21 protein-coding genes and 1 pseudogene are annotated in these 26,735 nt (G+C 70.7%); 14 read left to right on the top strand and 8 right to left on the bottom strand.

The window, feature by feature from the left end; all coding sequences use genetic code 11:
- Positions 1–2,428: DUF3376 domain-containing protein (locus AC08OV_RS11245; RefSeq protein ID WP_476619633.1), on the top strand; the 2,428-nt coding region annotated here is incomplete at its 5' end.
- Between the two features lie 70 nt (positions 2,429–2,498).
- On the opposite strand, the gene AC08OV_RS11250 is transcribed toward AC08OV_RS11245, so the two are convergent.
- Together AC08OV_RS11250 and AC08OV_RS11255 are read right to left on the bottom strand one after the other, a co-directional pair.
- Positions 2,499–3,023, bottom strand: a complete 525-nt coding sequence (locus AC08OV_RS11250; RefSeq protein WP_476612679.1) for a hypothetical protein — start codon at positions 3,021–3,023, stop codon at positions 2,499–2,501.
- A 95-nt stretch (positions 3,024–3,118) separates the two neighbouring features.
- Positions 3,119–3,745 (bottom strand): nitroreductase family protein, encoded by a 627-nt coding sequence (locus AC08OV_RS11255; protein ID WP_476612678.1) that lies wholly within the window; start codon positions 3,743–3,745, stop codon positions 3,119–3,121.
- 186 nt (positions 3,746–3,931) lie between these two features.
- Here AC08OV_RS11255 and AC08OV_RS11260 point away from each other — a divergent pair.
- From AC08OV_RS11260 to AC08OV_RS11270, 3 genes and pseudogenes are all read left to right on the top strand, one after another.
- Positions 3,932–4,072 (top strand): annotated as a pseudogene (locus tag AC08OV_RS11260) (ATP-binding cassette domain-containing protein); the annotation flags it as partial.
- Between the two features lie 2 nt (positions 4,073–4,074).
- Complete coding sequence (locus AC08OV_RS11265) at positions 4,075–4,230, top strand: hypothetical protein (RefSeq protein ID WP_476612682.1); 156 nt, start codon at positions 4,075–4,077, stop codon at positions 4,228–4,230.
- A 155-nt stretch (positions 4,231–4,385) separates the two neighbouring features.
- A complete protein-coding gene (locus tag AC08OV_RS11270) occupies positions 4,386–7,613 on the top strand; it encodes an AAA family ATPase (RefSeq protein ID WP_476612681.1) in 3,228 nt (1,075 codons plus the stop codon).
- A gap of 23 nt (positions 7,614–7,636) precedes the next feature.
- On the opposite strand, the gene AC08OV_RS11275 is transcribed toward AC08OV_RS11270, so the two are convergent.
- Entirely contained in the window at positions 7,637–7,939 is a 303-nt protein-coding gene (locus AC08OV_RS11275; protein ID WP_476619634.1) for a hypothetical protein, read from the bottom strand.
- A gap of 263 nt (positions 7,940–8,202) precedes the next feature.
- Between AC08OV_RS11275 and AC08OV_RS11280 the strand changes: the two genes are divergently transcribed.
- A complete protein-coding gene (locus AC08OV_RS11280) occupies positions 8,203–8,454 on the top strand; it encodes a hypothetical protein (protein WP_476612676.1) in 252 nt (83 codons plus the stop codon).
- A gap of 42 nt (positions 8,455–8,496) precedes the next feature.
- Here AC08OV_RS11280 and AC08OV_RS11285 read toward each other — a convergent pair whose 3' ends face one another.
- Both AC08OV_RS11285 and pgi read right to left on the bottom strand, forming a co-directional pair.
- Positions 8,497–8,838: an STAS domain-containing protein gene (locus AC08OV_RS11285; protein WP_476612675.1), complete on the bottom strand. Its 342-nt coding sequence runs from the start codon at positions 8,836–8,838 to the stop codon at positions 8,497–8,499.
- A gap of 93 nt (positions 8,839–8,931) precedes the next feature.
- Positions 8,932–10,602: a glucose-6-phosphate isomerase gene (gene pgi, locus AC08OV_RS11290; protein ID WP_476612674.1), complete on the bottom strand. Its 1,671-nt coding sequence runs from the start codon at positions 10,600–10,602 to the stop codon at positions 8,932–8,934.
- 269 nt (positions 10,603–10,871) lie between these two features.
- Here pgi and AC08OV_RS11295 point away from each other — a divergent pair, with 269 nt between their 5' ends.
- The 3 genes from AC08OV_RS11295 to AC08OV_RS11305 all read left to right on the top strand — a co-directional run bounded on the left by AC08OV_RS11295 (position 10,872) and on the right by AC08OV_RS11305 (position 15,510).
- A complete protein-coding gene (locus tag AC08OV_RS11295; protein WP_476612673.1) occupies positions 10,872–13,322 on the top strand; it encodes a serine/threonine-protein kinase in 2,451 nt (816 codons plus the stop codon).
- 103 nt (positions 13,323–13,425) lie between these two features.
- Positions 13,426–15,018 carry an FAD-binding oxidoreductase gene (locus AC08OV_RS11300; RefSeq protein WP_476612672.1) on the top strand — a complete coding sequence of 531 codons (1,593 nt, stop codon included), beginning with the start codon at positions 13,426–13,428 and terminating at the stop codon, positions 15,016–15,018.
- Between the two features lie 333 nt (positions 15,019–15,351).
- The gene (locus AC08OV_RS11305; RefSeq protein ID WP_462202948.1) at positions 15,352–15,510 is read left to right on the top strand and encodes a hypothetical protein; all 159 of its coding nucleotides are present in this window, start codon (positions 15,352–15,354) and stop codon (positions 15,508–15,510) included.
- Positions 15,511–15,555: 45 nt separating this feature from the next.
- Here the strand turns inward: AC08OV_RS11305 and AC08OV_RS11310 are convergent, their stop codons facing one another.
- From AC08OV_RS11310 to AC08OV_RS11320, 3 genes are read right to left on the bottom strand one after another with little or no spacing between them, the layout of a single operon-like run.
- The gene (locus AC08OV_RS11310; RefSeq protein WP_476612671.1) at positions 15,556–16,551 is read right to left on the bottom strand and encodes a C40 family peptidase; all 996 of its coding nucleotides are present in this window, start codon (positions 16,549–16,551) and stop codon (positions 15,556–15,558) included.
- A gap of 6 nt (positions 16,552–16,557) precedes the next feature.
- The gene (locus AC08OV_RS11315; RefSeq protein ID WP_476619635.1) at positions 16,558–17,229 is read right to left on the bottom strand and encodes a hypothetical protein; all 672 of its coding nucleotides are present in this window, start codon (positions 17,227–17,229) and stop codon (positions 16,558–16,560) included.
- Positions 17,230–17,269: 40 nt separating this feature from the next.
- A complete protein-coding gene (locus AC08OV_RS11320; protein WP_476612670.1) occupies positions 17,270–17,713 on the bottom strand; it encodes a helix-turn-helix domain-containing protein in 444 nt (147 codons plus the stop codon).
- Between the two features lie 1,359 nt (positions 17,714–19,072).
- On the opposite strand from AC08OV_RS11320, the gene AC08OV_RS11325 reads away from it, so the two are divergent.
- The 6 genes from AC08OV_RS11325 (at position 19,073) to AC08OV_RS11350 (ending at position 26,717) form a co-directional block, all read left to right on the top strand.
- Complete coding sequence (locus AC08OV_RS11325; RefSeq protein ID WP_476612669.1) at positions 19,073–20,494, top strand: MinD/ParA family ATP-binding protein; 1,422 nt, start codon at positions 19,073–19,075, stop codon at positions 20,492–20,494.
- Positions 20,491–20,907, top strand: coding sequence for a DUF6112 family protein (locus AC08OV_RS11330; protein ID WP_476612668.1), 417 nt, complete (start codon positions 20,491–20,493; stop codon positions 20,905–20,907). Before AC08OV_RS11325 ends, AC08OV_RS11330 begins: the two co-directional genes overlap by 4 nt.
- Before the next feature lie 117 nt (positions 20,908–21,024).
- Complete coding sequence (locus AC08OV_RS11335; RefSeq protein WP_476619636.1) at positions 21,025–21,759, top strand: DUF8175 domain-containg protein; 735 nt, start codon at positions 21,025–21,027, stop codon at positions 21,757–21,759.
- The gene (locus AC08OV_RS11340; protein ID WP_476612666.1) at positions 21,756–23,147 is read left to right on the top strand and encodes a TrbL/VirB6 family protein; all 1,392 of its coding nucleotides are present in this window, start codon (positions 21,756–21,758) and stop codon (positions 23,145–23,147) included. Before AC08OV_RS11335 ends, AC08OV_RS11340 begins: the two co-directional genes overlap by 4 nt.
- Before the next feature lie 31 nt (positions 23,148–23,178).
- On the top strand, positions 23,179–24,681 hold the full coding sequence (locus AC08OV_RS11345) for an SCO6880 family protein (protein WP_476612665.1): 1,503 nt from the start codon (positions 23,179–23,181) through the stop codon (positions 24,679–24,681).
- Positions 24,678–26,717: a conjugal transfer protein TraC gene (locus tag AC08OV_RS11350; RefSeq protein ID WP_476612664.1), complete on the top strand. Its 2,040-nt coding sequence runs from the start codon at positions 24,678–24,680 to the stop codon at positions 26,715–26,717. Before AC08OV_RS11345 ends, AC08OV_RS11350 begins: the two co-directional genes overlap by 4 nt.
- Positions 26,718–26,735: the final 18 nt, after the last annotated feature.

Here is a 26,735-nt window from a genome sequence, read left to right on the forward strand (position 1 = left end):
GTTCAGCGCCCCGCCTGTGCCGCCCACACCGCCCGCGGTGATCCCCACCCTCCTCCAGCTGCTCGGCGCGGCGCTGAACCAGTCGATCGGTACAGATCTGGCGACGCTGCGCGACCATAACAGCGCCGTACGCGGTACGCGGGCGAACCGACGACGGCTGCTGCGCCTCGCCCCGGCCGGTGGGCCCCGGTTAGCGGACGAGAGCGTCTATGACGCCTACCGCCGCAGCCTGGCAGAGGAGACCGCCCCACCGGTGATCGAGGCGTTGCTGCGCGTCCTCGGTGGTCGGTTCGACCTGCCCCGTCCCCCGGACACCGACGCGCTGCGCACCGACGCGGCCGGACCCGCCCGGATGACGAACGCCGCGGTCAACGCCGTGGTCCAGATGCTTCCCGACCGGCTGCCGACCACGGCCGACCTCGCCGACCTGTGGCGGCTGGGCCGGCCCGCGCTCGACGCCGCCAAGGGCCTGCTGATCAACATGATCAACGAAGGGTACGTCCTCTCCCCCGAGCCGGCGGACCGGATCCGACTCGCCCGGCTCGCGGCGGCCGTGCACGGCGCCTCGCGCGCCACCATCCGGAACACCGGCACCGCAGGCACTGCGGGCACCGCGGCCCTGCGACCCGGCGTCTTCACGACGGTCGGCGAGACCCTCGGTGCGATGGCCGGGGCACCGCTGCTCGACGTCATCGCCGAGGCGGCCCGCCGCTGGTTGCGGACCGACCCGGAGGGCGACGCGGGGCAGGACGAGCTCACCCGGGCCTGGCGATCCCTGGAACAAACGATCGAGACCCTGCGGACCGAGCTCACCGATCTCGTGGACCGGCGGTCCCCCGCGGCCCCGCCTCCGGCGGGACCAGAGACCAGGCCCGAGGGTCTCAGTCTCGGCCAGCGCCGGGCGGTGGCGGCCCGGACCCTCGCGGACTTCGTCGGGTACCTCCCGTCGACTCCCGCGGACGCCCTGATCGCCGTGCTCGACGTGCACCTGGTCGAGCGGAGCACCGGCGCCGCGGTCCTCGATCAACCGGTTGAGCTCGTCCAGATCAGCGCAGATCTACCGAACCGCCTCGATCCCGCCCGCGCGCTGGCTGAGGAGAAGGTCACAGGCCTGCAGCTGGGAAACTTCGGCGCCTTCGCGAAGTCCTCGTGGCGGGCCAACGACTGGATGTGGGGACGGCTGGACGGTGCGGGCTGGCTGGTCCGGATCATGCTGGATCCACGCCGGCTCGTGATCCGCCGGGACACCGCCGTCCCCGCCGGTCACGCCCGTGCCGCGGCGCTGGCCCGCCGGGGCTGGCTGGTGGATCTGGTCGACGATCTCACCGAGGTGGCCGGCATCCCGGCGCCACGGGAGGTACTCGACGAGCTTGGCTTTCTGACCGATCCGGACGCCCCCGTGCCGCCGAACCTGCCGGTCACGGCGACCTGGGCCGCCGCCGGCCTCCAACGGGACATCGCGGCCAAGGAGCTGGTGGGGGTCGCCGAGGCGGTGCGGCGCGACAACGAGGCCGGGGTCGATCCGCGGCCCACCGCCGACTTCCTCGCCGCCGTCGACCGGGCCCTGACCGCGGAACCGACCCGGCCCGGAACGACGACCGGACCGGGGGCCTCGGCGGCACCGGAAGCGACGGGCCCCCCAAACCTGGAGGAGCCGCGCGGCGCCAAGGTCATCTCGCTGGCCGCGGCCGCGGCCGCCAGGGTCGCCGCGGGACGGACCGGTGCCCACCGGCCGGTCGGCGTCGACAGTTCGGCTCTGGCGCGCCGACCGCCCCGGCCACCCGGGCTCAGCGGCGTCCCCGTCACGCCCGGCGCGCTGCCCCCGCGAGCGGTGGACGAGGTGCTCGAGGCCTGCCGCGTCTCGGACGAACGCATCACCGACGCGGCGCAGGGCCCGATTCTGGTGACCGCCCTGGCCCAGATCGTGGCCGTGGTCGTCGCCTGGGCGGCATCGACCCGCCGGCTGCCACGGCCCCTGCGGCCGGTCGCCTTCCTCGCCCGGGCCGTCACCCGTCTCGCCTTCGAGATGATCCGGGATGTCACGCACGGCCGGCGGCGGATGACGATCGCGGTGGGAACAGCGCTGGTCGGCCTCGGTACGGCCGGCGGGCTGACCGGTTCGGGCATCCTCGGCGGCCTGGGGATCGTCCTCGGCCTGATCGGCCTGCTGACGATCGGACTGACCGGCTGGCGGCACCTGCCCGGAGGACTGGCGGTCGTGGGAGCCGGGCTCATCGCGGTGTTCGCGGCGGCCGGTGCCGTTCCGGTGATCCATGACCGGCTCTTCCCCTGGCTACACGACGACGTCGTGCCATACCTGGCCGATCATCCGTGGGCATGGGCGACCGTCTTCGGAGCCCTGGTGCTGCCGGCTCTCTGGTCCGTCGCCGAGGCCCTCGCCACCCGCCGGGCCCGCCGCAACGGCTGATCATCCCGGTAGGCACGGCCTGGGGGTCCGCGCCACCGGCACCGGTGGCGCGGTGACGTGGTGACCCGGTTCAGGAGATGTCGGACCAGGTCAGGGTGCCCGTCGGGTCTCGAAGGCAGGACACCGGGCGGCCGGCGGAGTCCTGGACGATGCGCCCGACGTCCTCGGGGTCACAGTTCCCGCCCTCATCCGGCCGGGTCACGAGAGCCGGGGCGGGCGGCTCCGTGGACCATCGACTAATGCCGGCCGGGCCGGTCCCGCCGACGGGCGCGCAGAACAGCACAAGGCCGTTCACGGCGGTCGCGGGCGAGGTGTCCTCGGTGGGGGAACAGGCCTCTCCGACGAAGACGGAGGATGCTTGCGGAGTCGGCACCGGCGGTGACGCGACACCATCCGGGGCGGCGGAGGCCCCGGGCGTGCCCGGGCCGCCCGGGTCCTGAGACGACGCACTCGGCATGACCACCGAGCCCGGCCGGGCGGCCGAGCCGCCGTACCCGCTCGACCCCGGATCCGAGCATCCGACGACCAGCGCGAGCAACAGCCCCCCGGCCACGGTCAGGCCGAGACGGCCACGGCCTCGAAGACCGCCACACACGGCGTACCTCCCGTCGCACCTCGGGAGCCGGAGTCATACCCCGGTCCAGGCCGCCCGATCTCAAGACCTGTGTTCCAGCTTAGGTAGCCTGCCGCTCACACCGTGGTCACTTGCCCGAACTGGGAGATCCGATCGTCCGCCGCCACGGGAACCAGCGTCCCGTCGGCCTCCATCTCCGCCGCGACCTGGGCCAGCCGAACGGCGGGCCGCGCCGGCAGCGGCGCGGTGCCCGCCTGGGTCCCGAGCTCCACCCAGCCGACCAGCGCCTCGTCCGACGTCAGCCCGAACGCCTCCCGGACCTCGGCGCTGCCCTGCATCGGCACCGACTTCCAGGCCGAGGCGACGCCGAGCGCGTGCGCGGCCAGGCAGATGTTCTGCGCCGCCGCCGCGGCCGAGGCGTCCTGCTCGGCGACCGGAACCTTCGAACCGACGTGGGAGGCGACGACGGCGATGAGCGCCGGGGAACGGGTGGCCTTGCCGGCGGTCTTGCGGATGACCGGCTCGGGCAACCCGCCGACGGCCTCGGCGGCCCGCTTGATCGCCGCCGCCAGGGTGGCGCGAGCATCGCCCCGCACGACCACGAAGCGCCAGGGCCGCAGCATCTTGTGATCCGGCGCCGTGGTGGCGGCACTAAGTATGATCATAATCTGCTCCGCCGTCGGACCGGGTTCGACGAGCCGGGTCGCTGTACGGCGCGTCATCAGGCAGGCGAGAGCGTCCATGAAAACTCCTTGGGGGATCGCGGTTCGGGGAACCCGGGAAGTACCGGTCTCCCGGCCGGCGACCGCGACCCGGCCGGCGGTGACAGCCGCCGGTGGATCTGGAACAGCGACAGGTTACCGTAGAGATTGCCCCGCTCGAACCTCCGCCGGGAGGCTCTCGTCACCGCCGTCGTTGAAATAGACCATCTGGCCAAGCGATACGGGTCCCAGCGCGCCGTCCGGGACGTGAGTTTCACGGTGCGGGAAGGGAACATCACCGGTTTTCTCGGGCCGAACGGCCCCGGCAAGACAACGACGCCGCGCATCCTGCTGGGTCTGGTCACCCCTGGTTGCTGGCTCTGGTCACCCCTGGCTCCGGCAGCGCGGTGGTCTTTGGTGGCTGCGGGGCGGTCGAGGTGAACGCGGGCGGCTGGGGAGTAGTCGGCTGGGGAGTGTTGGCCCAGGTGGCGGCGCTCCTCGCGGTGCGGCGGGAGCTGCCGTCATGACCGCGCCAAGCCAGCCGTCGGCGGATGAACCGCCCGGGTCGCGCCGTCCCGGCCGGGACTCGACGGTGGCACCGGCGTGGGACGGGTCACCTCAGGCGACTCGGGTACGCGCATCCCCCACCGCCTCGGGTCGCGATCGGCCTACCATCCGGCACATGGTGCCGTGCCCGACCTGCGCGGAGGACAACCCCGAGCGGGCGCGCTTCTGCTCCGGATGTGGGAACCCCCTTCCCACCCCGGGGAGCGGCGCCCGGAAAACCGTGACGATCATGTTCGTGGACATCACCGGGTCCACCGACATCGGCGAGAGAATCGACTCCGAACCGCTGCAGCAGGTCATGTGGCGGTTCTTCACCACCGTCCGTGAAGTGATCTACACCCACGGCGGGTCGGTCGAGAAGTTCATCGGCGACGCCGTCTTCGCCGTCTTCGGCATTCCCGTGCTGCACGAGGACGACGCGCTGCGCGCGGTTCGCGCCGCCCTCGACATCCGGGCGGCGATGGAGGCGCTCAACGCCGACCTGCAGCGCGAGTGGGGCCTGAAACTGCGGGTGCGGATCGGGATCAACACCGGCGAGGTGACCGTCGCCGGCGGTGGCGTCACCGGCGATCCGGTGAACGTCGCCTCCCGGCTGGAACACGCCGCTCCCCCTGACGAGATCCTCATCGGGGACACCACCTACCGCTTCATCCGGCACAGCGTCACGGTGAGCCCGCTCGGCCCCTTGGTCGTCCAGGGCAAGCGCGACCCGCTGCGGGTGCACCGATTGATCGGGCTGGTCGACCCGACCGCGGGTCCCGGCAGCCGGGCCCCGACCCACGGCTTCACCGCCCCGGTCATCGGGCGTAACCGGGAACGCCGCCGGCTGCAGGACGCCTTCGAGGCCGTGGTCGAGGAACGCACCTGCCACCTGTTCACCGTGCTGGGCCCGGCGGGCATCGGCAAATCCCGGATGGTCGGCGAGTTCTGCGCGGCCATGGCGAACCGGGCGACCGTGCTCACCGGGCGTTGCCTGTCCTACGGCGAGGGCATCGCCTACTGGCCGCTGATGGAGATGGTGCGCCAGGCCACCGGTCTGTCCGCCGACGAGAGCGCCCCGGACGGGCGGCGTCGGCTGCGGGAACTGCTCGACGGTGTCACCCAGGCGGCGGAGATCGTCGAGGCGCTCGCGCCCCTGGTGGGGCTGGGCGGCGCGGAACTCGGTCCGCAGGAGAGCTTCTGGGCCGTCCGGTCCTTCTTCCAGGCGCTGGCGGCCCGACGCCCGCTGATCCTGTGGTTCGACGACGTGCACTGGGCCGAGCCGACCCTGCTCGACCTGCTGGAGAACATCGCCGACTGGTCCCGCGACGCCCCCATCATGCTGCTGTGCCTGGCCCGCCCGGAACTGCTGGAGGAGCGGCGGGACTGGGGAGGCGGCAAACTCAACGCCACCTCGATGCTGCTGGCGCCGCTGACCGAGGCACGCTGCCAGCGCCTGATCCGCACCCTGATGGGCTCCGACGACCTCGACCCGGCCCTCGTCTCCCGGATCACTACCTCCGCGGCCGGCAACCCACTGTTCGTCGAGCAGATGGTGGCGGCCCTCGTCGACGACGGCCTGCTGCGCCGGGAGGGCAGCCGGTGGATCGCCACCGGCAGCCTGCGCAACGTGACGGTGCCGCCGACCATCTCGTCCCTGCTCGCGGCCCGGCTCGACCGGCTCGACCCGCCCGAACGGCGGGTCCTTGAACGCGCCGCCATCGTGGGGGAACGCTTCTACCTCGACGCCGTCATCGACCTGTCGGACCCAAACGAACAGCCGATGGTCGCCGCCCACTGCCTGAGCCTGGTCCGCAAGGAACTGGTGCATCCGGACCGGTCCGACCTGCCCGGCGTCGAGGCGTTCCGGTTCCTGCACGTGCTGCTGCGCGATTGCGCCTACCAGTCCACCGCCAAACGGCAGCGCGCCGATCTGCACCAGCGGTTCGCCCAGTGGCTGCAGACCCGGCTGGAGGGCGGCCCCGGTGAGCACGACGAACTGGTCGGCTACCACCTGGAGCAGGCGTTCCGTTACCGGGTGGAGATCGGGCAACGCGACACCGAGACGGTCGAGCTGGGCCGATCCGCGGCGACCTGTCTGATCGAGGCGGCGGACCGGGTGCGCCAGGGCGACGAGACCGGCGCGGCCCAGCTGCTCAAGCGGGCCATCACCCTGCTGCCCGAGACGGACCCGCTGCGGCTACGGGCCGAGATCGACCTCGGCTGGGCGCTGTACTCGTTCGGCCGGCTCTCCGACGCCGAGCGCATCCTGCGCCAGGTGACCGAGCGGGCCCGGCGCGCCGGGGAGGAGGGCCTGCGGGCCCACGCCCGGCTCGCGTACCTGCGGGTGCTGTTCTCCACCGATCCGGAGGGCCTGGTCGCCAGGACGCTGACCGAAGCCGCGGCGTGCCTGACCAACTTCGTGCAGGCCGGCGACGAGGTCGGCGCGGCGCTCGCCTGCCGCAGCCAGGCCAACGCCTACCTGGCGGCCGGGCAGTTCGCCGCGGCCGAGCGGGCGATGGAGAACGCCGTCCGGCATGCGGAAGAATCCGGCGTGCCCCGGGCCGCGCAGTCGCTGCGCCGGGAGCTCACCATGCTCATGAGCTGGGGGCCCCGGCCAGTCGCCGTCGGGATCACCCGGGCAAACGAGGCCCTCGACGCCGCTGACGACGACCGGGCTCTGCGTCGGGCCGTGCTCGCCCAGCTCGCGGTCCTCACCGCCATGTCGGGGGATCTGGAGGGCGCGCAGATCCATCTCAAGGCGGCCGAGGAGATCGTTCACGACCTGCGCGCCCCTCGGGTCGACCCCTTTCATGGCGGGTTCGTCGTGGCCCGAGTGGCACTGCTCGCCGACGAGCTGGCAGTCGCCGAGCGGGAGCTGCGGCGAAGCTGCCGGCAGCTGTCCCGGATGGGGGAACGCGCGTTCCTGGCCAACCGGGCCGCGGCACTCGCCGACGTTCTCGTCCGGCTCGGCAAGGTCGACGACGCGGGCAAGTACGTCACCCGGTGTCGGGACGCCGCCGCCGCCGACCAGCTACCGGCCCAGGCCGGATGGTGCGGGGTCCACGCGAAGCTCTTGGCGCTGCGCGGCCGCGATGCCGAGGCCCTCCGGTTCGCCGACACCGCCGTCGATCTCGCCAGCCGCACCGACGACACCGACGGCCAGGGACACGCGCTGCTGTCCCGCGCCGAGGTGCTCTACCGGGCCGGCCGCAAGGACGACGCCGCCGAGAGCCTGGAAGCTGGCATCACCCGGTATCTGCACCGGGGCAACGTCGCCGCGGCAAACCTCGGCCGCCGGCTGTTCGGCACGCTCGACGGCCCCCCGCCAGGGACGGGAGGCCCCTCGCCGGGAACGGGATAGCGGGGCGGCCCGCGCCCGCGCGCTCAGCGCAGCAGTCCGCGCAGCCGCGCCTGTTCCTGCAACCAGTACATCTCCTGCGCCCACAACCGCAGCCGCTCGACGGCGGCGAGCTCGCCGGCCAGAGCCTGCGCCACGGACGGCCGGCTCAGCACCTCAACGCCGAGGGGCGCCCACTGCCAGTCGGCCTCCTCCTCGCAGGCTCGCTGGTAGGCGGCCCGCCGCAGGGCTATCTCAGCAAGGGCGAAATCGACCTGCTCGGAGAGCAGGTCGAGACGCGCAAGCAGGTCCGCGTCACGAACCCACGGACGGCCGCTATAAGCGGGCAATGGAACGGGCCGCGCAGACATATTGGGGGAAGGGTACGAGCCCGCGGACACCGGGAACAACACACATCCCGGAACAGACCTCTGAGCTGCGGTTTATTCTTCCACCCGGCCGGAATCGGCGACCCCCTCGGGGAGAACCCGGTGGACACCCGAGTCGGGTGAGACGACGGTCGGGACGTGAGCAACGGAGGTCCGAGGGTAACGCCTACGGTACGGCGTCCATGGTGCCGATCAGATCCGTAAGCCAGCCTGGGGGTCTTTCGGTGAGTCTCACACCACCCGTCCTGCTGATGGTGCTCGGTTTTCCACTCTTCGTGATGGCGGGGATGCTCATGATGGGCGGGATCGAGAAACGTCTGATCGGCTCCCGCGGGTTGCTCTCCCTGGTCACCGAGGACGGCACCGCCTCGGTGGGCGACTGCGGACCATCCGGTGCACGACCGTCACCCAGCGCACCCGCCACACTCAGCGCACCCGCGTCATCGGGCGATCGGACGTCACCGCTCAGCAGCTGAGCCGTCTCCCAGCCCGCGGGGTGCGGACAGGTGAGGCGGCGGTCAGCGGCGGCGGGATCCCCCGCCGACCCACAACCGACCGTCGAGACCGGCCTCCCGCAACAACGCGGCGAACGCCGGCGTGGGTGCCTGGATCTCCAGACGTGAGTGCACCCGGCGGAGCAGCAGATCGGCGCGGAGCAGAGCGGCGAGCCCCGGGATGTCGATCGAGCGCAGGCCCGCGACATCCACCGTGACCGTCCCCCCGCCCCGGCCGAGATGCTCGCCGATCTGCTCACGGAACCGGAGCCGCCCGGCAGTGTCGAGTTCCCCGGCGAGTTCGATGAGCACGTCCTCGCCTGTCCGCTGCACGGACATCCGCAAGGCTCCAGCATCCGCCCGCATGACTTCCACCCCCCGATGTCGTCACTGCGTTGGGTCACCCCCGATCAGTTACGCAGAGTAACATGCCTCGGTTGGCTGGATCCCCGGCGGACGTCAGCCGGCGCGCAGACGCTTGATCAGAGCGTTTGTCGAGCTATCATGCCCCAGCTCCGGTTCCTGCTCGGACCCGAGTTCCGGAATGATCCGACCGGCCAGCACCTTGCCGAGCTCCACGCCCCACTGGTCGAAACTGTTGATCCCCCAGATGACACCCTGGGTGAACACCTTGTGCTCGTACAGTGCGATCAGCTGACCGAGGGTGAACGGAGTCAGCTTCTGGGCGAGCAGGGTGTTCGAGGGTCGATTACCCGGGAAGGTCCGATGTGCAACGAGGCCCGGCGCGACACCCTCGGCGGCCACCTCCGCGGCTGTCCGGCCGAACGCGAGGGCCTCCGTCTGCGCCAGGAAGTTGGCCAGCAGCAGGGCATGCTGGTCCACCCCGGCGCCGTCCGCCGTGCCCACCCCGGGATGGTTCGGCCGGACGAAGCCGATGAAATCAGCCGGGACGATCGTCGTCCCCTGGTGCAGGAGCTGGTAGTACGCATGCTGTCCGTTCGTGCCGGGAGTCCCCCAGACGATCGGTCCGGTCGGCGTCGGCACGGGCCGCCCGGTGAGATCGACCGACTTCCCGTTGCTCTCCATGTCCAGCTGCTGGAGATAAGCCGGGAATCGGCCCAGGTAGTGGCTGTAGGGCAGCACCGCGTGCGTCGCGGTACCGAAGAAGTCGCGGTACCACAGGCCGATCAGGCCGAGCAGAACCGGAAGGTTCCGCTCGAACGGAGCCGTCCGGAAGTGCGTGTCCATGGCGGCGAAACCGGCGAGGAACTCCCGGAAGTTCGGCGGCCCGATCGCGATCATCAGCGAGAGGCCGATCGCGGAGTCCACCGAGTACCGGCCGCCCACCCAGTCCCAGAACTCGAACATGTTCTCGGTGTCGATACCGAACTCGGCGACCTTCTCGGCATTCGTGGAGACCGCGACGAAATGCCGGGAAACGGCGTCCTCGCCGAGCAGGCCGGTGAGCCAGGACCGCGCGGCCCGCGCATTGGAGATCGTTTCCAGGGTGGTGAACGTCTTGGACGAGACGATGAACAGGGTGCTGGCCGGATCGAGATCGGCGGTGGCCTCCCAGATGTCGGTGGGGTCGACGTTGGAGACGAACCGGACTTCGATCGACCGGTCGGCATAGTCGCGCAGGGCGTCGTAGGCCATGGCGGGTCCCAGGTCGGAGCCGCCGATGCCGATGTTGACCACCGTCCGGATCCGCTCACCGGTGGCACCCAGCCATTCTCCCGACCGCACCCGGTCGGCGAATCGGGACATCGCGTCGAGCACCCGATGCACGTCAGGGACGACGTCGGCGCCATCCACCTCGATCCGGGTTCCGGCCGGGGCGCGCAACGCCACGTGCAACACCGGTCGGTTCTCGGTGACGTTGATCCTCTCGCCCCGGAACATCGCCTCGATCCGGTCCGCCAGCCCGGCGCGCCGGGCCAGCGCGGTCAGCAACTCGACGGTGCGCGCGGTCAGCCGGTTCTTGGAGTAGTCAAGATAGAGTCCGTCCGATTCGACGGCGAACGTCTCGCCACGCCGGGGATCGGCGGCGAACAGATCCCGCAGGGACACCTCGGAGATCTCGCGCAGATGCGTGGTGAGCGCCGCCCATTCCTCGGTCGCGGTGATGTCCAGCGGAGCCACCGGGGCAGCGGGCTCGGTTGTCGACATGACGTGGGATGCCCTTCCTCGCAGGTTCAACATGTGCCGCAGTGCCCATCATCCGCACTGCGGCGGCGGCGGCGCTCGCCAGCCCCGTCGACCTGCCCGTGTCGCCGATCCGGCACGCCGGACCGGCCGGCCGGGGGTAGGGAATGGGGGGTCAGGGCCGTAGGATCACCAGGAACCCGACGAAGGGCGTCATTGCAGGCCAGGATGGTTCTCGGCGCACGGGTGGCGGTACAGCGGATGCCCGGCGTGGTAGCGGACGGATCTGGACCTTGTTGATAGATAAATCTCGGGTGGAGGCGGCGCTTCCCGGTTACTCCGTCGAGGGCGACCTGGGCCGGGGTGGCTACGGGCTCGTGCTGGCCGGCCAGCACCGGCTCATCGGCCGCAAGGTCGCGATCAAGATCCTGCTGGACACCTCCGACGACCCCGATCTGCGTGCCCGCTTCCTGTCCGAGGCTCGGGTGCTGGCTGAACTGGACCATCCGCACATCGTGCGTATCCACGACTACGTGGAGCACGAGGGCACCTGCCTGCTCGTCATGGAGCTGCTCTCCGGCGGCACGCTCAAACAGCGGATGAGCTCGGGACCGGTCTCCGCCGAGACCACCTGCTCGATCGGGCTCGCGGCCGCGGCCGCCCTCGCCACGGCGCACGGCCACGGAGTGCTGCACCGGGACATCAAGCCGGACAACATCATGTTCGCCGGCGACGGGCTGCTGAAGGTGACCGACTTCGGCATCGCCAAGATTTTCGACGGAGCGGAGACCACCGCCAGCGCGATCCTGGGAACGCCGCGTTACATGGCTCCCGAGCAGATCATAGGGACGCGTCTCTTCCCGTCCACCGATCTTTACGCCCTCGCGGGTGTGCTCTACGAGATGATCGCCAACCGACCGCTGTTCGGCCGTCAGATGGCGGTGCAGCCGCTGACCCACCACCATCTGACAATCATGCCGGAACCGCTCACCATGGTTCCGCCACCCGTCTCCGCGGTGATCCTGCGGGCGCTGGCGAAGGATCCGGGCACCCGCTTCGCCGACGCCGCCGACTTCGCCCTGGAACTCGCCCGAGCGAGCAGCCGCGCGTTCGGCCCGACCTGGCTGTCCCGGTCTGACGTCAAGGTGCGGATCGACGACGAGATCCGGGAGGCCGCGCTCGCCACCTCGACCACCCCGCGCCCGCCGGCCCCCGGTCGACCCGGCTTCCCTGGCGCGCCACCGGGCGGACCGGGCCCACGGATCGGGTACCCGGGCGCACCGAACGGCCCGAACGGGCCGGGGAGTCCCGCCACGCCGAGTGCTCCCGGAGCACCCGGTGGTCCGGTCAGCCGTCCGATAGGGGGATACCCACCACCGGTTGGGCCGGGCTGGGCTGGATTCCCGCCGGGCAACACTCCACCGCCGCGGTCGACCCCACCGCCGCGGCCGCTCGGCCCCGGGTACGGCGGCCCCGGGTACGGCGGACCGGGCGGCCCCGGCGACCAGACGTACCGGCCCGGTCCGGGGGGACCGGTGCACGGGATGGCGGGGGTACCACCGACCGCCACCCGCCAGGCCGGGCACCAGTCGAATCCGAACGCCCGTAACCGGACGCCGCTCATCATCGGAGCGGTCGCGTTCGTCGTCATCGTCGCCCTCACCGTCGGCATCGTGGCAGCGGTGACGAACTCGGGCGGCGGCAGCGGCGGCGGTGACCGCGGCGGCGGCACGGCACGCCTCGCAACCGCCTACCGGGGAACGGCGCTGTCGGTGCAGGGCCTGAGCCCCTACAGCGTCGATGTCGATCCCGACGGCTCGCTGCTCGTCTCCAGCCTCGCGACGGACCGCATTCAGAAGATCACCCCTGCCGGGGCGGTCAGCGACCTCGCGGGCACCGGAGCCGGCGGGATCAGCGGCGACGGCGGCCCGGCCAGCGCGGCGCAGCTTGACGGGCCCGGATCGACCAGCCGTGACAAGGCCGGCAACATCTACATCGGGGACGCGAAGAACAACCGGATCCGCAAGATCAGCCCAGCCGGGGTAATCACTACGATCGCCGGCACCGGTGACGCCGGTTACGGCGGCGACGGCGGCCCAGCCACCGCGGCGAAGATCAACAGTGCGGAAAAGGTGACCACCGGGCCGGACGGCAGCGTCTACCTCTCCGATTACGAGAACCACCGGATCCGCAAGATCAGCCCGCAGGGGATCATCACCACGTACGTGGGCACCGGAGTCGCGGGTTACACCGGCGCCGGCGGCCCGGCCACCGCGGCAAAGATCAACGGCCCGAACGATCTCCAGATGACCGACGACGGCACCCTCTACTTCGCCGACCTCGCCAGCGACACCATTCAGAAGGTGACCCCGGGCGGGATCATCACCACCGTCGCCGGGACCGGCGAGGAGGGCTTCTCGGGTGACGGCGGCCCGGCCACCCGGGCCAAGCTGAACGTGCCGTCGCTCACCGTCGGCCCGGACGGCCGGACGCTCTACATCGCCGACTACCGCAACCACCGGATCCGCCGGGTCGACCCGAACGGCGTGATCACCACGATCGCCGGCATCGGCGTCGAAGGCTCCGGCGGCGACGGCGGCCCAGCGGCCGCCGCCCAGTTCAAGAACCCGAGCTCGGTCGCGGTCGACGGCAGCGGCGCGCTCTACATCGCGGACAACGGCAACGACCGGGTGCGCCGCATCGATCCGAACGGCACCATCACGACCGTCGCCCAACCGGGCTAGGGTATCGCCGATGACCTAGGGTATCGCCGGTGACACGGATGGTCGGACGACTCGTGACGACCATCGTCCACTCCCGGACTCGTAGCAGCCGTGAGGACTGACCGTGGATGACGAGCCTGACCGACGATCGGTGTTACGGACCGCCGGAGCCGGCGGGCTCGGACTCGCCGCGCTCGGGCTCGGTGGCGGCCTGATGAGCGCCTGCCAGCAGGAGGACGCCCCCCACCCGACACCGACGGCGATCGACTGGCGCACGCTCGACGAACGGCTGATCGGTCCGCTGCTGCGACCGACCGATCCGGACTACGCCGTCGCCAGCATGCTGTTCAACCCGGCTTTCGACGCGGTACGCCCGCAGGCGGTGGTCCGTGCCATGTCTGCGGGGGACGTCACGGCCTGCATCGACTTCGCCCGCTCCACCGGGATACACCTCGTCGCGCGGGCCGGTGGCCACAGCTACGGGGGCTACTCGACGACGACCGGGCTGGTCGTGGACGTGACTGCGATGGCGTCGGTCCGGCCGGGGCCCGACGGCACCGCGCTGATCGGGGCCGGAGCGCTGCTGATCGACGTCTACTCCGCACTCGCCGAGAACGGGCTGGCGCTGCCGGCCGGATCATGCCCGACCGTCGGCATCGCCGGGCTCGCCCTCGGCGGCGGCATCGGAGTGTTGAGCCGGCGCTACGGTCTGACCTGCGATCGGATGGTCTCCGCCGAGGTCGTGCTGGCCTCCGGGGAAACCGTGCGCACCGACGCCGACACCGAGCCGGACCTCTTCTGGTCGCTACGCGGCGCGGGCGGGGGCAACGTCGGCATCGTGACGTCGTTCACCTTCGCCACCCATCGGGCGACACCGTTGGTGCTGTTCACCTACCGCTGGCCCTGGGACGTGGCCGCGGACGTGCTCACCGCGTGGCAGGGCTGGATCGCCGACAGTGGCGGCGCGCCAGAGGACCTGTGGTCGACCTGCGTCATGACCTCGATGCCGACAACCGGGGTCACCGGCAGTCCGGCCCTGCGGGTGAGCGGCGTGCTCGCGGGCGGCGCCGACGACACGCGGATCACGTGGCTGCGGGATCGACTCGCCAACCTCGTCGCCGCCGTCGGCCGGAGGCCCTCGAGCACCTTCGTCGCCCAGCGTGGCCATCTCGAAACGATGCTGCTCGAGGCGGGCTGCGCGGGCAAAAGCGTTGACACGTGCCACCTGCGCGACCGGACGCCCGGAGGCACCCTGCCACGGGTGGCCCAACGGGCCGCCTCGGCGTTCCTCGCCGAACCGATGCCAGCCGGCGGGGTCGAGACGATGCTCGCCGCGCTCGAGCGACGCCAACGCACGCCCGGGGCCGGTCCGGGTGGCATGATCCTGGATTCCTGGGGCGGCGCGATCAACCGGGTCGGCCCGGGTGACACGGCGTTCGTGCACCGCGACACGCTCGCCAGCGCCCAGTTCGTCGCCGGGTACTCCGTCGACGCCTCCCCGGCGGACAAAGAGGCTAACCAGAGCTGGTTGCGATCCACGGTGGCGGCGACGGCGCCGTTCATGTCGTCGTCGGCGTACCAGAACTACATCGACCCGGACCTCACCACCTGGGCCGATGCGTACTACGGGGCGAACCTTCCACGGTTACGCCAGGTCAAGCGCGCCTACGACCCGGACAACCTGTTCCGCTTCGCGCAGAGCATCGCGCCGTCCTGAGCGGTCCCAGCGGTCCCAGCGGTCCCGAGCGGGGGCTTCCCCGGCCAGGCCGGCCATTGCCCCGGGCAGCCACCCCGCGCCGGGAATCGAGGTCGACCGACCCGGGGTGGCATGCACTATTAGATCCGTTCATGTATCCGTTGCCTACTGCCTACCTATGGTCAGATCCCTGTCCATCCGCTGTCCCCCGGCCCCGCCACCGCGCAGTTCACTCACCGCTCCGGCGATTCATCTTGCGACAACTACTCAAGGTGAGTACACACATGCTGTCGGTAACACACCGGCGTTGGTGTCCGTCTGGCCGTGTCGACTGGGTTTTCTGTGAGGTCCTCGATGAAAAGAATCTTCTGGCCGTATGGTGTCGGGCTGTTCGCCCTGTTCTTCGCGGTGACGGCACCGGGTAACGCCGCCGATGTAGTGCACAGCGCCGTCGGTGCGCTCGGTGGTGTGGCCGACGGACTGTCCACCTTCGTGTCCCAGGCGGCTACCTGACCGGAGCGACAGCACACCCGGAGTGTCCGGAACAGGAAATCCGGATCAGGAAAGCTGCCTAGCCAGCGGCCTGGTCACGGCCACGGTCCCACTCCAGTCCGAGATGTCGGATTCGACGACCCCCCACCGCGCTCCCTTGGCTGCGATGACCCGGCCGTCGCCGATGTACATCCCGACATGGCCCGGTGCCTCGGCGGTGCCGTCGGGGCCCGGGGTGAACAGCAGGTCCCCCGGCTGCGGATCGACGCCCGCGACCTGCGGGCCGAACCGCAGCTGGTCGGTCGTCACGCGGGGGAGCTCGATGCCGATGCGGCGATACGCCTCCCGGACCAGCGACGAGCAGTCCCAGGCCTCGGGACCGGTCGCGCCCCAGACGTAGGGCTTGCCGATCTGCGACTGCATGAAGGCGACCATCGGGGCGACCGAACCAGCGGGGATGCCGACGCCGAGCTCCAAGGCGTCGCCGTACACCTGCGCCTGCGCGAGGATCGCGCGGACGTAGTTACGTGTCTCGGTGTACGGCGGAATGCCGGCGAAGGCAAGCACCGCACCCGCTCCCGCGTTGTACGCGGCCAGCATCTTCTCCTGGGCCGCGCCGGACACGGAGGCGACCGAGGCCGCCACCGCGCAGTCGTACCGGGCCGCCGCGGGGATCGCGTCGGCCGGGTTCCACACGTCGCCCTGCCCGTGGGACGCCCACGTCCCGGGCATGAACTGGGCGATCCCCATCGCGCCCACGGGTGACCGGGCCCGCGGGTTGAAACCCGACTCCTGGTGTAACTGGGCGGCCAGCAGGGCGGGAGTCACCTCGGCGCACCCGGCCGCGTTCGCCGCATCAATGATCGTCTGCAGGTACTCGGCCGGGATGCCGTCGGAGTTCCTGATGGTCCGGTTACCCCCGCCCTGATCCTGGATGAAGGGACCGGCGATAATCAGAATGAGGACGGAGACCAGCATGACGACGCCGCCGATGACGAAAGCCGCGCCCGCCCCCGTCCAGACCAGCCAGCGGGAACGCTTACGGGTGAAGCCGCGGGCCATCACGCCTCACCGGCCCGGTGCGTCGCCGGCGACGCTCGACAGATCCGCGCCGGCGACCCGCCACGTCCCGTCGGTCTGGCGCAGGAGAGTGAGCGCCGGGGTGGACAGCGCCACCACCGGGGCTGCGCCGCCCGCCGCCGTCTCGCGGCGCACGTTCAGCTGAAGCACCACCCGACCGGTGGCCGTCGTGTCGATCCCGCCCAGGGGCGTGGTCGCCAGCACGGTCACCCGCGAGTGGGTGCCCGCGGCGCGCACCTCCTGCCACGCCTGGCCGTCCTCGCCGGCAGCGGTTCCGGGCCCCCCGGCGCCCGAACCACCGAGGCCCGCACCCCCGGCGCCCAGGCTGGCCGCAAAGTCCTCAGTGAGGCAGTCGCGGGCCCGCTCGACACCGGCTGCCGGGCCGGGGTCCGTCCGGGCGTCGAAGGACTGCCAGCGCGTGAAGCAGTCGGCGGCTACCGCCGCCGGGTCCTTCCGGTCCACCTCGCCGGTGGGTAGCGCAGACGCGGTGGCCAGCGGCGGACCCGGCGCCTGACTCGCCCCGGGCGGTGGCCCCGTGGTGGCGGACGGGGCGGGAGACGGAGCGGGGGACGGATCGGCAGCACTGCCCAGCGTGCCGCATCCGGCCACGGTGACCACGGTGAGCAGCAGTCCGACGGCCAGCCAGAACCGGGGCCTCACCGCGGCCGGCCGGAGCGAGGCGGCACCGAGGTGAGAGCGCTCATTCCCGACCGTCCAGCCAGTCCCGCACCCGCCCCCGACGCACCCGCCACTGGTGACCGACCTTGCGGGCCGGGATGGCCCGTTCCGAAAGCAGCTTGAGGACGGTGCTCTCCGACAACCGCAACCAGGCGACCAGTTCATCGACGGTGAGCACTTCGTCGTCGTCGGAGGGTCGGGAGGGCGCACCACCGGCGGGCGTCGGCGCGAGCGGAGGGGGCGCGAACGGAGGCGCCGCGGCGGCGGGCGCCGGTGTGCTGCGGGAGGCGACGGTCGGTGGCATGCCGGTCGGGCGGGCCGAGGCCGTGCGGAGCCGGCCGGATGCCGCCGGAGCGGACCGGGCCGGGGCCGAGCCGACCGGGGATTTCGCGGGCGTCGCGCCCTGCGGTGCGCCGGAGCGCTGGGATGGCCGAGGCGTCGCCGTCGAGAAGCCGTCCTGCGCCACCGACGCTCCTTTCCCATCTGCCGCACGCACGGTGCCGGTGTAGTCCAGGCCGCCCCCAGCCCGCCGCGTCGCGGATCACAGCCGAACCGTCCGCCGAACCGTCCGCCAGTTCGTCCCCTCGATCCGGACGGCACATCTCCGGTTCCGGAAGGTACACCGACCCACCCAGGATGGGTAGCTTCGACCAGAGCTTGTCATACTCGAATGACTCGTGTTACATCGATCCGACCGCAGCCGAGTGCAGATAACAGTAAGTAACCTTAACTGGCACTAGCTAACCTTAGAAGGCCGGGAGGTCGACGGCGCGTGAGCGATGTGCCACAGGCACCGTACGGTGAGGAAGGCGACGCGCGGCCCGTTTCGCTCATTGGTGCCCGCATACCCTCGCCGGTCTCCCATCCCGACGGTCCGCCCATCCGGAATGATCAGTACATACGAGACGATCAGTACATACGGGACGAAGCAGCAGACGCCGAATACGTAGAGTCACCTCCCCAGGCACGATCCGGGCGCCGACGACATCGACGGCGGGGCGGAACGGGCTCGCCGCGGCCACTCGACGAAGCGTGGCAGAGCGAGGCATTCCACCTCGATGATGCGACATCGGCGGCCCGTTCGGGTGCGGACCGTACAAACACGTCCGACGACACACCGCCATCGGTGCCGGGTGCCAGGACCGAGGCACCCGGCACCGGGCCGGGCCGGGTGACCTCGGGCGCGGACACCAGCTCCCGGCGCACCCGCGGCGCCGCTGCCCGGCGCGCCGGCCGCCCGTCGGCGATTCCGCCCCGTAACCAGGCTGATCCCTCCCGCCGTCCAACCCGGCCGGCAGATCCCCGCGGTTCGACCCCGGTTCCCCCGAGCGCGGTGGAATCCTCGCAGGAGGTGAACAGCGCGCCGGGTGGCAGCGCGCCGGGTGGCAGCGCGCCGGGTGGCAGCGCGTCAGGCCGAGGCGTCAGCCCGGTTGCGAGTCCTGGTTCCGGTGGCGGCCCAACTGCGGTACCACCACACCCAACCGGGCCACTGCCGGCCCCGAACGGGCCGCGCGTCCGGCCGCCGCGCGCCTCCGCGCCCCGTCGTCCGCAGCCGCCGCGGCCGCCGCGGACGACACCGGCCGCGCCGACGGATGCGGCGTCGATCGGCGGCCCGAGCGATCCGCCGACGGCAACCGTTCCATCCACCGCGGCCGGCCGGCCAGCCCCGACCGGCCCGATCGAGGTAACCAGCCCGATCGAGGTAACCAGCCCCGGGGATGCGCAGGCCCCTCCCACGGACCATCCGGTCGTCTCCGAATCGTCCGTCCCGGGCCACATCTCCGCGGTGCCGGTCGCACCGCCGGTCGCCCGCTACACGCCGGCCGTGCCCGTCGCGCCCGTCTCGCCCGCCGCGGGCATGAAGCAGCTGACGGCTCCAGCACTCCCCACCGCGCAGCCGCAACCGCAGCCGGACCCGGCGTCTCGGTCCACCCGCAAGGCCGCGGCGGCAGGCGGCCAGACCGTCTCGCGTCGCCGGCCGTCGTCGGACGGTCGGCTGTGGCCGTGGCAGGAGCCGTGGGTCGGCGTGCGCGATCTCGAGCCGTGGGAAGAGATTCCGGTACGGCTCTCTCTGCGCGACCGGGCCCGTATCCCGTTGCCCGGTTCGTGGCGGATCGCGGTGACCTCGCTGTTCCCCTACTCCGGGACCACCACCCTTGCCGGGGTCGTCGGGCTGACCCTCGCCGGGGTGCGGGCGCAGCCGGTCCTCGCGGTCGATCTCTGGCCGGGGGAGTCTCCCGGGGGGGCGCCATCGTCGCCTGTGGGCACCGACACCGAGGACGAGGACGAGGACGAACCACGCGGTGATCCGCTCGCGATCCGGGTCGGCGCGGCCGGAACGACGACGGTCGCCGACGTCGCCCGCCGGCAAGCCTCCGACAGTACGGTGACCGATCTACCCCTGATGATCAATGGTCGTCCCGCGGGCAGCACCAGGGACCTCGACGTGCTTCCCGTGCGACGCGGTGTTGGCGGAGGAGCCGACCGGCACGACGGTGACGGTTCCGGCGACGAGGCGCCCGCCGTCGTCCCCGCGGACGACACCGTCGCCCCGACCGGACTGCGGTCCGTGCTCGGCCTGCTCGCGCATTCCTATCCACTGGTGCTGGTCGACGCGCCGGCCGAGGCACCGCTGACGCCTACGGCGGTCCAGGCCGCGGACCTCATCATCCTCGTCACGCTCGCGACCGCCGCCGATCTGGAAGCGACGCTCACCAGACTGCGTACGTTGCGGGACGCGGCGGGTGGTGGCTCAGCCAGACACGGCGGGCCAATGATTGTGGCGGCCATGATCGCGCCGCGCCGGGGCCGTCCCTCGCCCCGGACCCGCGCGGCGGCGGCCCGGCTCGGGAGGCAGGTCGACACACTGATCCGGATCCCGTACGACGCCCGGCTCGACCCCAGCAGGCATACTCCGGTACGGATTCCTCGACTACGCCGACGTACTCGCCGCGCCTACCTCCGGCTGGCCGCGGCTGCCGTGGAAGCCCTGTTCACTCTCGCGAAAGCCGAGGTCACGGCCGCTGCGGGCGCTGTCGATCAGTCGGGGGCGGCCGGCGGCGCCGCGGAGGCGGTCACCGCCCGTGCAGATTCTGACGCTTCCGGCGGCCCACGAGCGACTACCGAGGATCACCGTGCGGCGCAGGGCGTATCATTTGGCGACCTACGGTCACCAACGGCACCCACAAGGATCGCCGGACCAGATCGGCCGGGCGGCCCCCCGCCTGTGGGAAAGGAACCGAGATGATCCTGGACGCCGCCGCCGTCAAGGCGACCGTTGTCCTCGCCGAGATACAGGTCAACCCGGATGACTCCAAGGCGCCTGGCATCAATGCTCTGAAAGACCTGGTCAACGGCCTGGCGGCCTATGCGGTGGTCGCTGCAGTCGCCGCTGTGCTACTGGGTGGTATCGCATGGGCACTCGGCGAGCGGATGGGCCTCGAGCGCGCGTCGATGGTCGGCAAGAGCGGTGTGATCGCGGGCTTCGGTCTCGCATTCCTCGTCGGTGCCGCGGCAGCCTTCGTCAACTTCTTCCTTGCCACCGGCGCAACGGCCACCGCGCCCGACCCTAACCCGGCTGGCCAGCGTCAACCCGCCGTCGAGCTCACCGTTGTCGTTGACCCCGGCGTGGTCCATGACCCATCGTCAACGCTCTTCTGACCTGTTCCCCGGATATCAGCGGGCGGACATTGCGATGATGACCGTGCCGTCTTGTGAGGGGAGTGGGCGTTGGTAAGCCTTGTGGAGTGGGCCGCCAGACGTCTGATCATCATCATCGTGACCACTGGCACGGTGAGTGTGATCGGCGGATTGGTCATCGGCCGTTACGTGGTTCCAGACAATGGTTCGAATGGCTCGGATACCGCGTCCGTCGCGCCGCAGACTTCTCCGAGCGCTACCCCGCCCGGAGTAACGCCGACGCTGGTCCCCTCGCCGAAACCGTCCAGCCAACCGGCCGACACCGCCGCCCCCACCTCAGTCCCCGGTGTCCCCACCCGGATCAACGAGTTCGGTATCCCGGTCGGCTACCCCCGCACCGAAGCCGGCGCCGTCAGCGCCTGCGCCAACTATGTTTCTGCATACGTAAAAGCTACCAATCGCGAGCCCACGCGCCTCAAGCAAATTTTTAGATCAATAGCAGATCCCTCGACTGCCAATCGACTCAGCCAACTTCTTATTGATGTCAATAATCAGACCGCAAAAAATTTTGGAGTTGCATCTGTAAACTCCCCCGACTTTCAATTGATTTATCGAACCCTCGGATATAAAGTTGAAAAATTTAATCCCAACGAGACAAAAGTATATATCTGGTCCAATGCAAGTGCCGGAATAATTGGTGGATCGCCGAACTACAAGCCTCGAAACTTCTGGGGAACCGACCTCTGTACGGTGAGCTGGAGTGGAACAGATTGGAAACTTTCTGACGCCACCGATGGCCCGGATGGTCCTGATCCCGTTGAGCAGCGGTCCGAGGAATTTCGGAGTTTTCTTCTGATCGGAGCGGTCGCATGACGTCCGGCGGTACAGGCGAAGGCAGTATTATCCTGGCCTTCAACCCCAATCCACTCGATGCAATCAAGGGTGCGATATCGGGGAGTGCGGATGCGTACTTCAACTCGATGGGCAAGGCCTTCTGCGGCATGGCGGCTGACCTGTCCAGCTCCGTATTCAGCTTCGCGGCGCAGAAGACGACCATCGACCTGAACGCCGACTACGTCGTCCAGAACTACAACATCGCGTTCGGGGTGGCGGTACTGATCGTCACCGGCCTGTTCATCTGCGCCTGCATCATGGGCGCCGTACGCGGTGATCCTCACATCTTCACACGGGCGCTAGCCTCCACCGGCACCGCGATCCTCGGCTCGTTCGTCGCACTCACCCTGCTGCAGATGGTGCTCACTGCCTCGGACGGGATCGCCGACGCCTTCGGTGACGGGAAGCCACTCGGCTCGACCCTGGTAGCCCAACTGCGGGCTCTACCGGAGCAGGGGAACTTCGCACTCGACATCGTCCTGTCGCTGCTGGTGGCGTTGTTCTCGTTTGCGCTCTTCGTGGTGCTGTACATCCGCAAGGTTGCGATCATCGTGATGGCGGTGTTCATCCCGGTGTATCTGGCCGGGCAGCCGACGATGTCCACGAGCGCCTGGATCAAGCGGGCGACCGAGATCCTCTTGGCGCTGATTTTCGCGAAGCCGGTTATTTACGCGATTTTCACGCTCGGTGCCGGTGTGGCAAGCGACTCGAGCGGCTCCACAGTCGATCAGACACTGACGATCCTCGGCGGGGCCGTGGTGATGATTGCGGCGGTGTTCGCCCCCTTCGTCCTGCTGCACCTGATGGGATTCGCCGACATCCACCTGATGCGCGCCGTCGGTTCGGCAGGTCGGCGCAGTGCCGCGTCGTTCGGCCAAGGGGCGGGTGCGTTGCTGGGATCGACGTCGCGGGAGACTTTCCGCGGAATCGGTGCACGGCTGCAGACCCGCAATCGCGGCATGCTCGGCGACGCCGGTGGCGTCGGCAGCTTTGGCGCCGAGCCCGCGCTGCCCCGGCCGGCCGCGCTACGGACCGGTCGTGGCAGCGGCCTCGGCGCTCCGGCGGGCACGTCCTCCCGGACGGGTGCCGCCACGGCCGCGGTGCGCGGCTCGACAGCCGGCCGGCCCCGGGCCGGCGGTGGCAGTACCCGGCAACCGGCAAGAGCCGCCACCCCCACCAGGGCGACGGTCACGGTCGGCAGCAATTCCAGGCCGGTCGGCGCCACGAGGACGATGCGCCCGGGTTCCGTCACGGGCGGGGCACGCGGGCCCGGTCAGGCCACGACGCGGGTACCCGTGCCCCCGTCGGCGTCCCGGCCTCCGAAGATGACGGCGGCGGTGCCGCCGTCCCGCACCGGCGGCACGTGAGTAGTTGAGTGGCGAGGTAGCGAGGTAGCCGATGATCGCGGAACGCAGTTACCGCTTCGGACCGCTGGAACGCGGCGGAGTCATGCTGGGCATGCGCTGGCCGCAGCTCGGCCTGATGATCGGCGTGATGCTGTGCGTGCTCGGGGCACTTCGCTCTCCACTCCTGTTCATCCCACTCTGGGCACTGATGGGAGTAATGCTCCTGTTTGTTGCGTTCGTCCGGGTGGAGGATCGTAATCTCGACCAGTGGGTGCCGATCCTCTTCGGCTTCACGATGCAGAAGGTGACGGGCGAAACGGTGTTCCGTGGCGCGTTCTTCCGGCTGGGTGCCGGGGAGGACCAGCTCAGCCGAACGGTCCTTCCGGGGCCGCTGTCGTCGCTGGTGATGTTGTCCGTACCGGTCGGCGGCGGCCGGTACGTGGCGGTGGTAAAGGATGCCAAGCAGCAGACCTACACCGCCGTCCTGCAGGTGCAGGGTAGCCAGTTCGCCCTGCTGGAGTCCGGTGACCAGCAGGCCAGGGTGGACGCCTGGGGGGAACTGCTGGCCGGGCTGACCGCCGGGGGCGGCAAACTGTCGCGCATCCAGTGGTTGGAACGCACGCTGCCCGACTCCGGCGACCAGCTTCAGCGGCACTGGCGGGTCCGCGGGCATCACGACGACTCTTGGGCTGCCGACGCCTACCAGCAGGTCATCGACGCGGCGGGCCCGGTGGCGCAGCGACACGAGACCTACCTCTCGTTCCAGCTTCGGGCCAGAGACGCCCGGCGCGCGATCCAGCGGGCCGGGGGCGGTGACCAGGCGGCCTGCGCCGTCCTGCTCGGCGAACTGCGCACGATGGAGGCGGCTCTCGCCCGTGCGTCCATCAACACGGTCGGATGGCTGCCGCCACGGGCGCTCGCCGCGGTCATCCGCACCACCTACGATCCGTACTCGATCGAGATGATTGACGCGCGGGGTGGTGCGAGTACGGACCTCGCCGGGGGCCTGAAGGGGTTGGCGTCCGGCATCGACCCAGCGGTCGCGGGCCCGGTCCGGACCGTCACCGCCTGGGACCACTACCGCACCGACTCCGGCTTCCACACGACGTACTGGATCAATGGCTGGCCGCGTGTGCCCTCCCCTGCCGCGTTCCTCGCTCCGCTGCTGATGGAGACGACCTGTCGGCGGACGGTTTCACTGGTGGTCGAGCCGCTGCCCGGCCGGAAGGCGGAGAAGGCGGTAAACCGACGGCGGATGGCGCACCTCGGTGAACAGCAGATGCGGGACAAGGTCGGAAAGGTCACCACCCAGCGCGACGTGGCTGAGGCCGACGAGGTCGAACGCCGCGAGCAGGAGCTGATCGCCGGATTCGGCGCCTTCCGCTTCCACGGCTTCGTCACGGTCTCCGCCGACGACCTCGACGGGCTCGCCGATGCCTGCGGTGAGGCCGAAACACTGGCCTCACGCAGCCGGTTGGAGATGGTGCGTCTCGTCGGCGAGCAGGATCAGGGCTTCAGCGTCGGAGCACTACCGTTGGCGGTGGGGGTTTCTTGAGCTCAGCACACGACGACGCCTCGGCCCGCGGGTACCCGGTCCCGACCGGCGGATACCCGACCGGCGGCTATGCGGGCAACGGCCATGCGGTGGGCGGTTACGTGCCGGCTGGCTATCCGGCCGGGGGAGCCGTGGCCGGTCGCCCCAAGCGTGCCGACAGCAGCCCCGGCGACGACGGCGACTTCGGCCCCGGCGACGACGGCGACTTCGACGACGGCGACTTCGACGACCCGCCCAGCTACGACGAGGCCGGTTACGACCCCGACGGCTACGAGGCGGCAGCCTACGAGGCCACGTCCCACGACCCGGGACGCGACGCCGAGGGCTATGTGGACCTCGGCGGCGGTCCGCGGCGGCGGCGCGAGGGACGCATATCCGCGGAGCCCCCCCGGCGCAGCCGGCGCACGGAACGGGCCGCGGCGGCCACCGAGAAGGCGGCGATGCGCCGGGCCCAGCTAGCCCTGCGCCGGGGCGCACAGCCGCCGCGGCTGTTCGGGCCGTTCGGCGGGCGGACGTTCCACAAGCTGCGGCTTCCCGCGCACATGGAGACGACGGCACAGATCGCCGGCATCTACCCGTTCGTCGTCGACTCCGGCTTGGCCGCGCCCGGCATGTACATCGGTCGGCACGTTTGGTCGGGGAACTCGTTCGACTTCGACGTCTTCGAGCTGTACCGCCAGCAGGTCATCGAGAATCCGAACTTCGCCGTGTTCGGCGCGGTCGGCTCCCGCAAGTCGGCGCTGCTGAAGACGCTGATCTCGCGGGGGGCGGCGTTCGGCTACCAGGCCGCCGTACCCTGTGACCCGAAGGGCGAGTACACGCGGCTGGCTCGGCGCCTCGGCTGTGAGCCCACCTACATCGGGCCCGGCATGGCCACCCGGCTGAACCCGCTCGACGCCCCACCCCGTCCGATGGGCATCGCCGACGAGGACTGGGCCCGTGAGGTGAAGCGGGCTCGTTCGGCACTCCTGTCGTCCCTGATCGAGACGGCGAAGGGGGTACCGCTCACCCCGGCCGAGCACACCGCGGTCGACCTGGCTCTCGACGTCGTGACCCGGCAGATCACCGGGGCGTCCCCGGACCGGTGGGCAACCCCGCTCCTGCCGCACGTGCTGGAGGCGATGACGGATCCGACCGAGGAGGACTGTGTCAACCTCCCGATGACCGCGACCGAGCTGCGCGACGCCTCCCGGGATGCCACGCTGACCCTGCGCCGGCTCACGCACGGCGCGCTGGGCGGTCTGTTCGACGGGCCTACCACCTCCCCGCTGGACTTCGACCGTCCGATCGCCGTGCTGAACCTGGAGCGGGTCCAGGGCAGCGATGAGATGATCGCCCTGATCATGACCTGCGCGCAGGCGTGGATGGAAGCGGCACTCATGCGCCAGGACGGCGTGCAGCGCTACGTCGTCTACGACGAGTGCTGGCGGCTGATGCGGTTCGCCGGCCTCGTCCGCCGGCTGTCCGCCCAGCAGAAGCTCGCCCGGCAGTGGGGATGCGCGAACGCGATCGTTGCCCACCGCATCTCCGACCTGCTGTCCGCCTCGCCGGACTCGGTGGAGATCGCCAAGGGCCTGCTCGCCGAGACCGCGATCCGGATCCTCTACAAGCAGGCATCCGATCAGATCGCCGACACGCAGGCCGCGCTCGGGCTCACCGATGTCGCCGCCGACCTGCTCCCCAGGCTCGACCCGGGCTACGCCCTGTGGCTGATCGGCGCCCGCGCCTTCTACGTCGAGCACGTCGTCGGCGACCTGGAGATCCCCGTGGTGCTCAACGGCTCGAAGATGCACGGCGAGGTCGACGACACCAACCTGACCCCCGATGATCTGGATCCGGCCGAGCTGGACCCGCCGGATCTCGGTCCCGGCCGGCTGCGCCGGATGGCCGACGAACTCCTCGACGACCGGGAACTCGAGAGCGGGGAGTTCGGGAGCGGGGAGCTCGTCGACGGCCCGGCCGTCCCACGGGCCACCGGCCTCACGGGCGGGTTCGGTTACCCACCCGTGGAGCCCAGCCCCAGCTCCACCGGCTGACGATCCCCGGGCGGCGCG

The organism is Frankia sp. CeTa3Moorea (genome assembly GCF_978021225.1).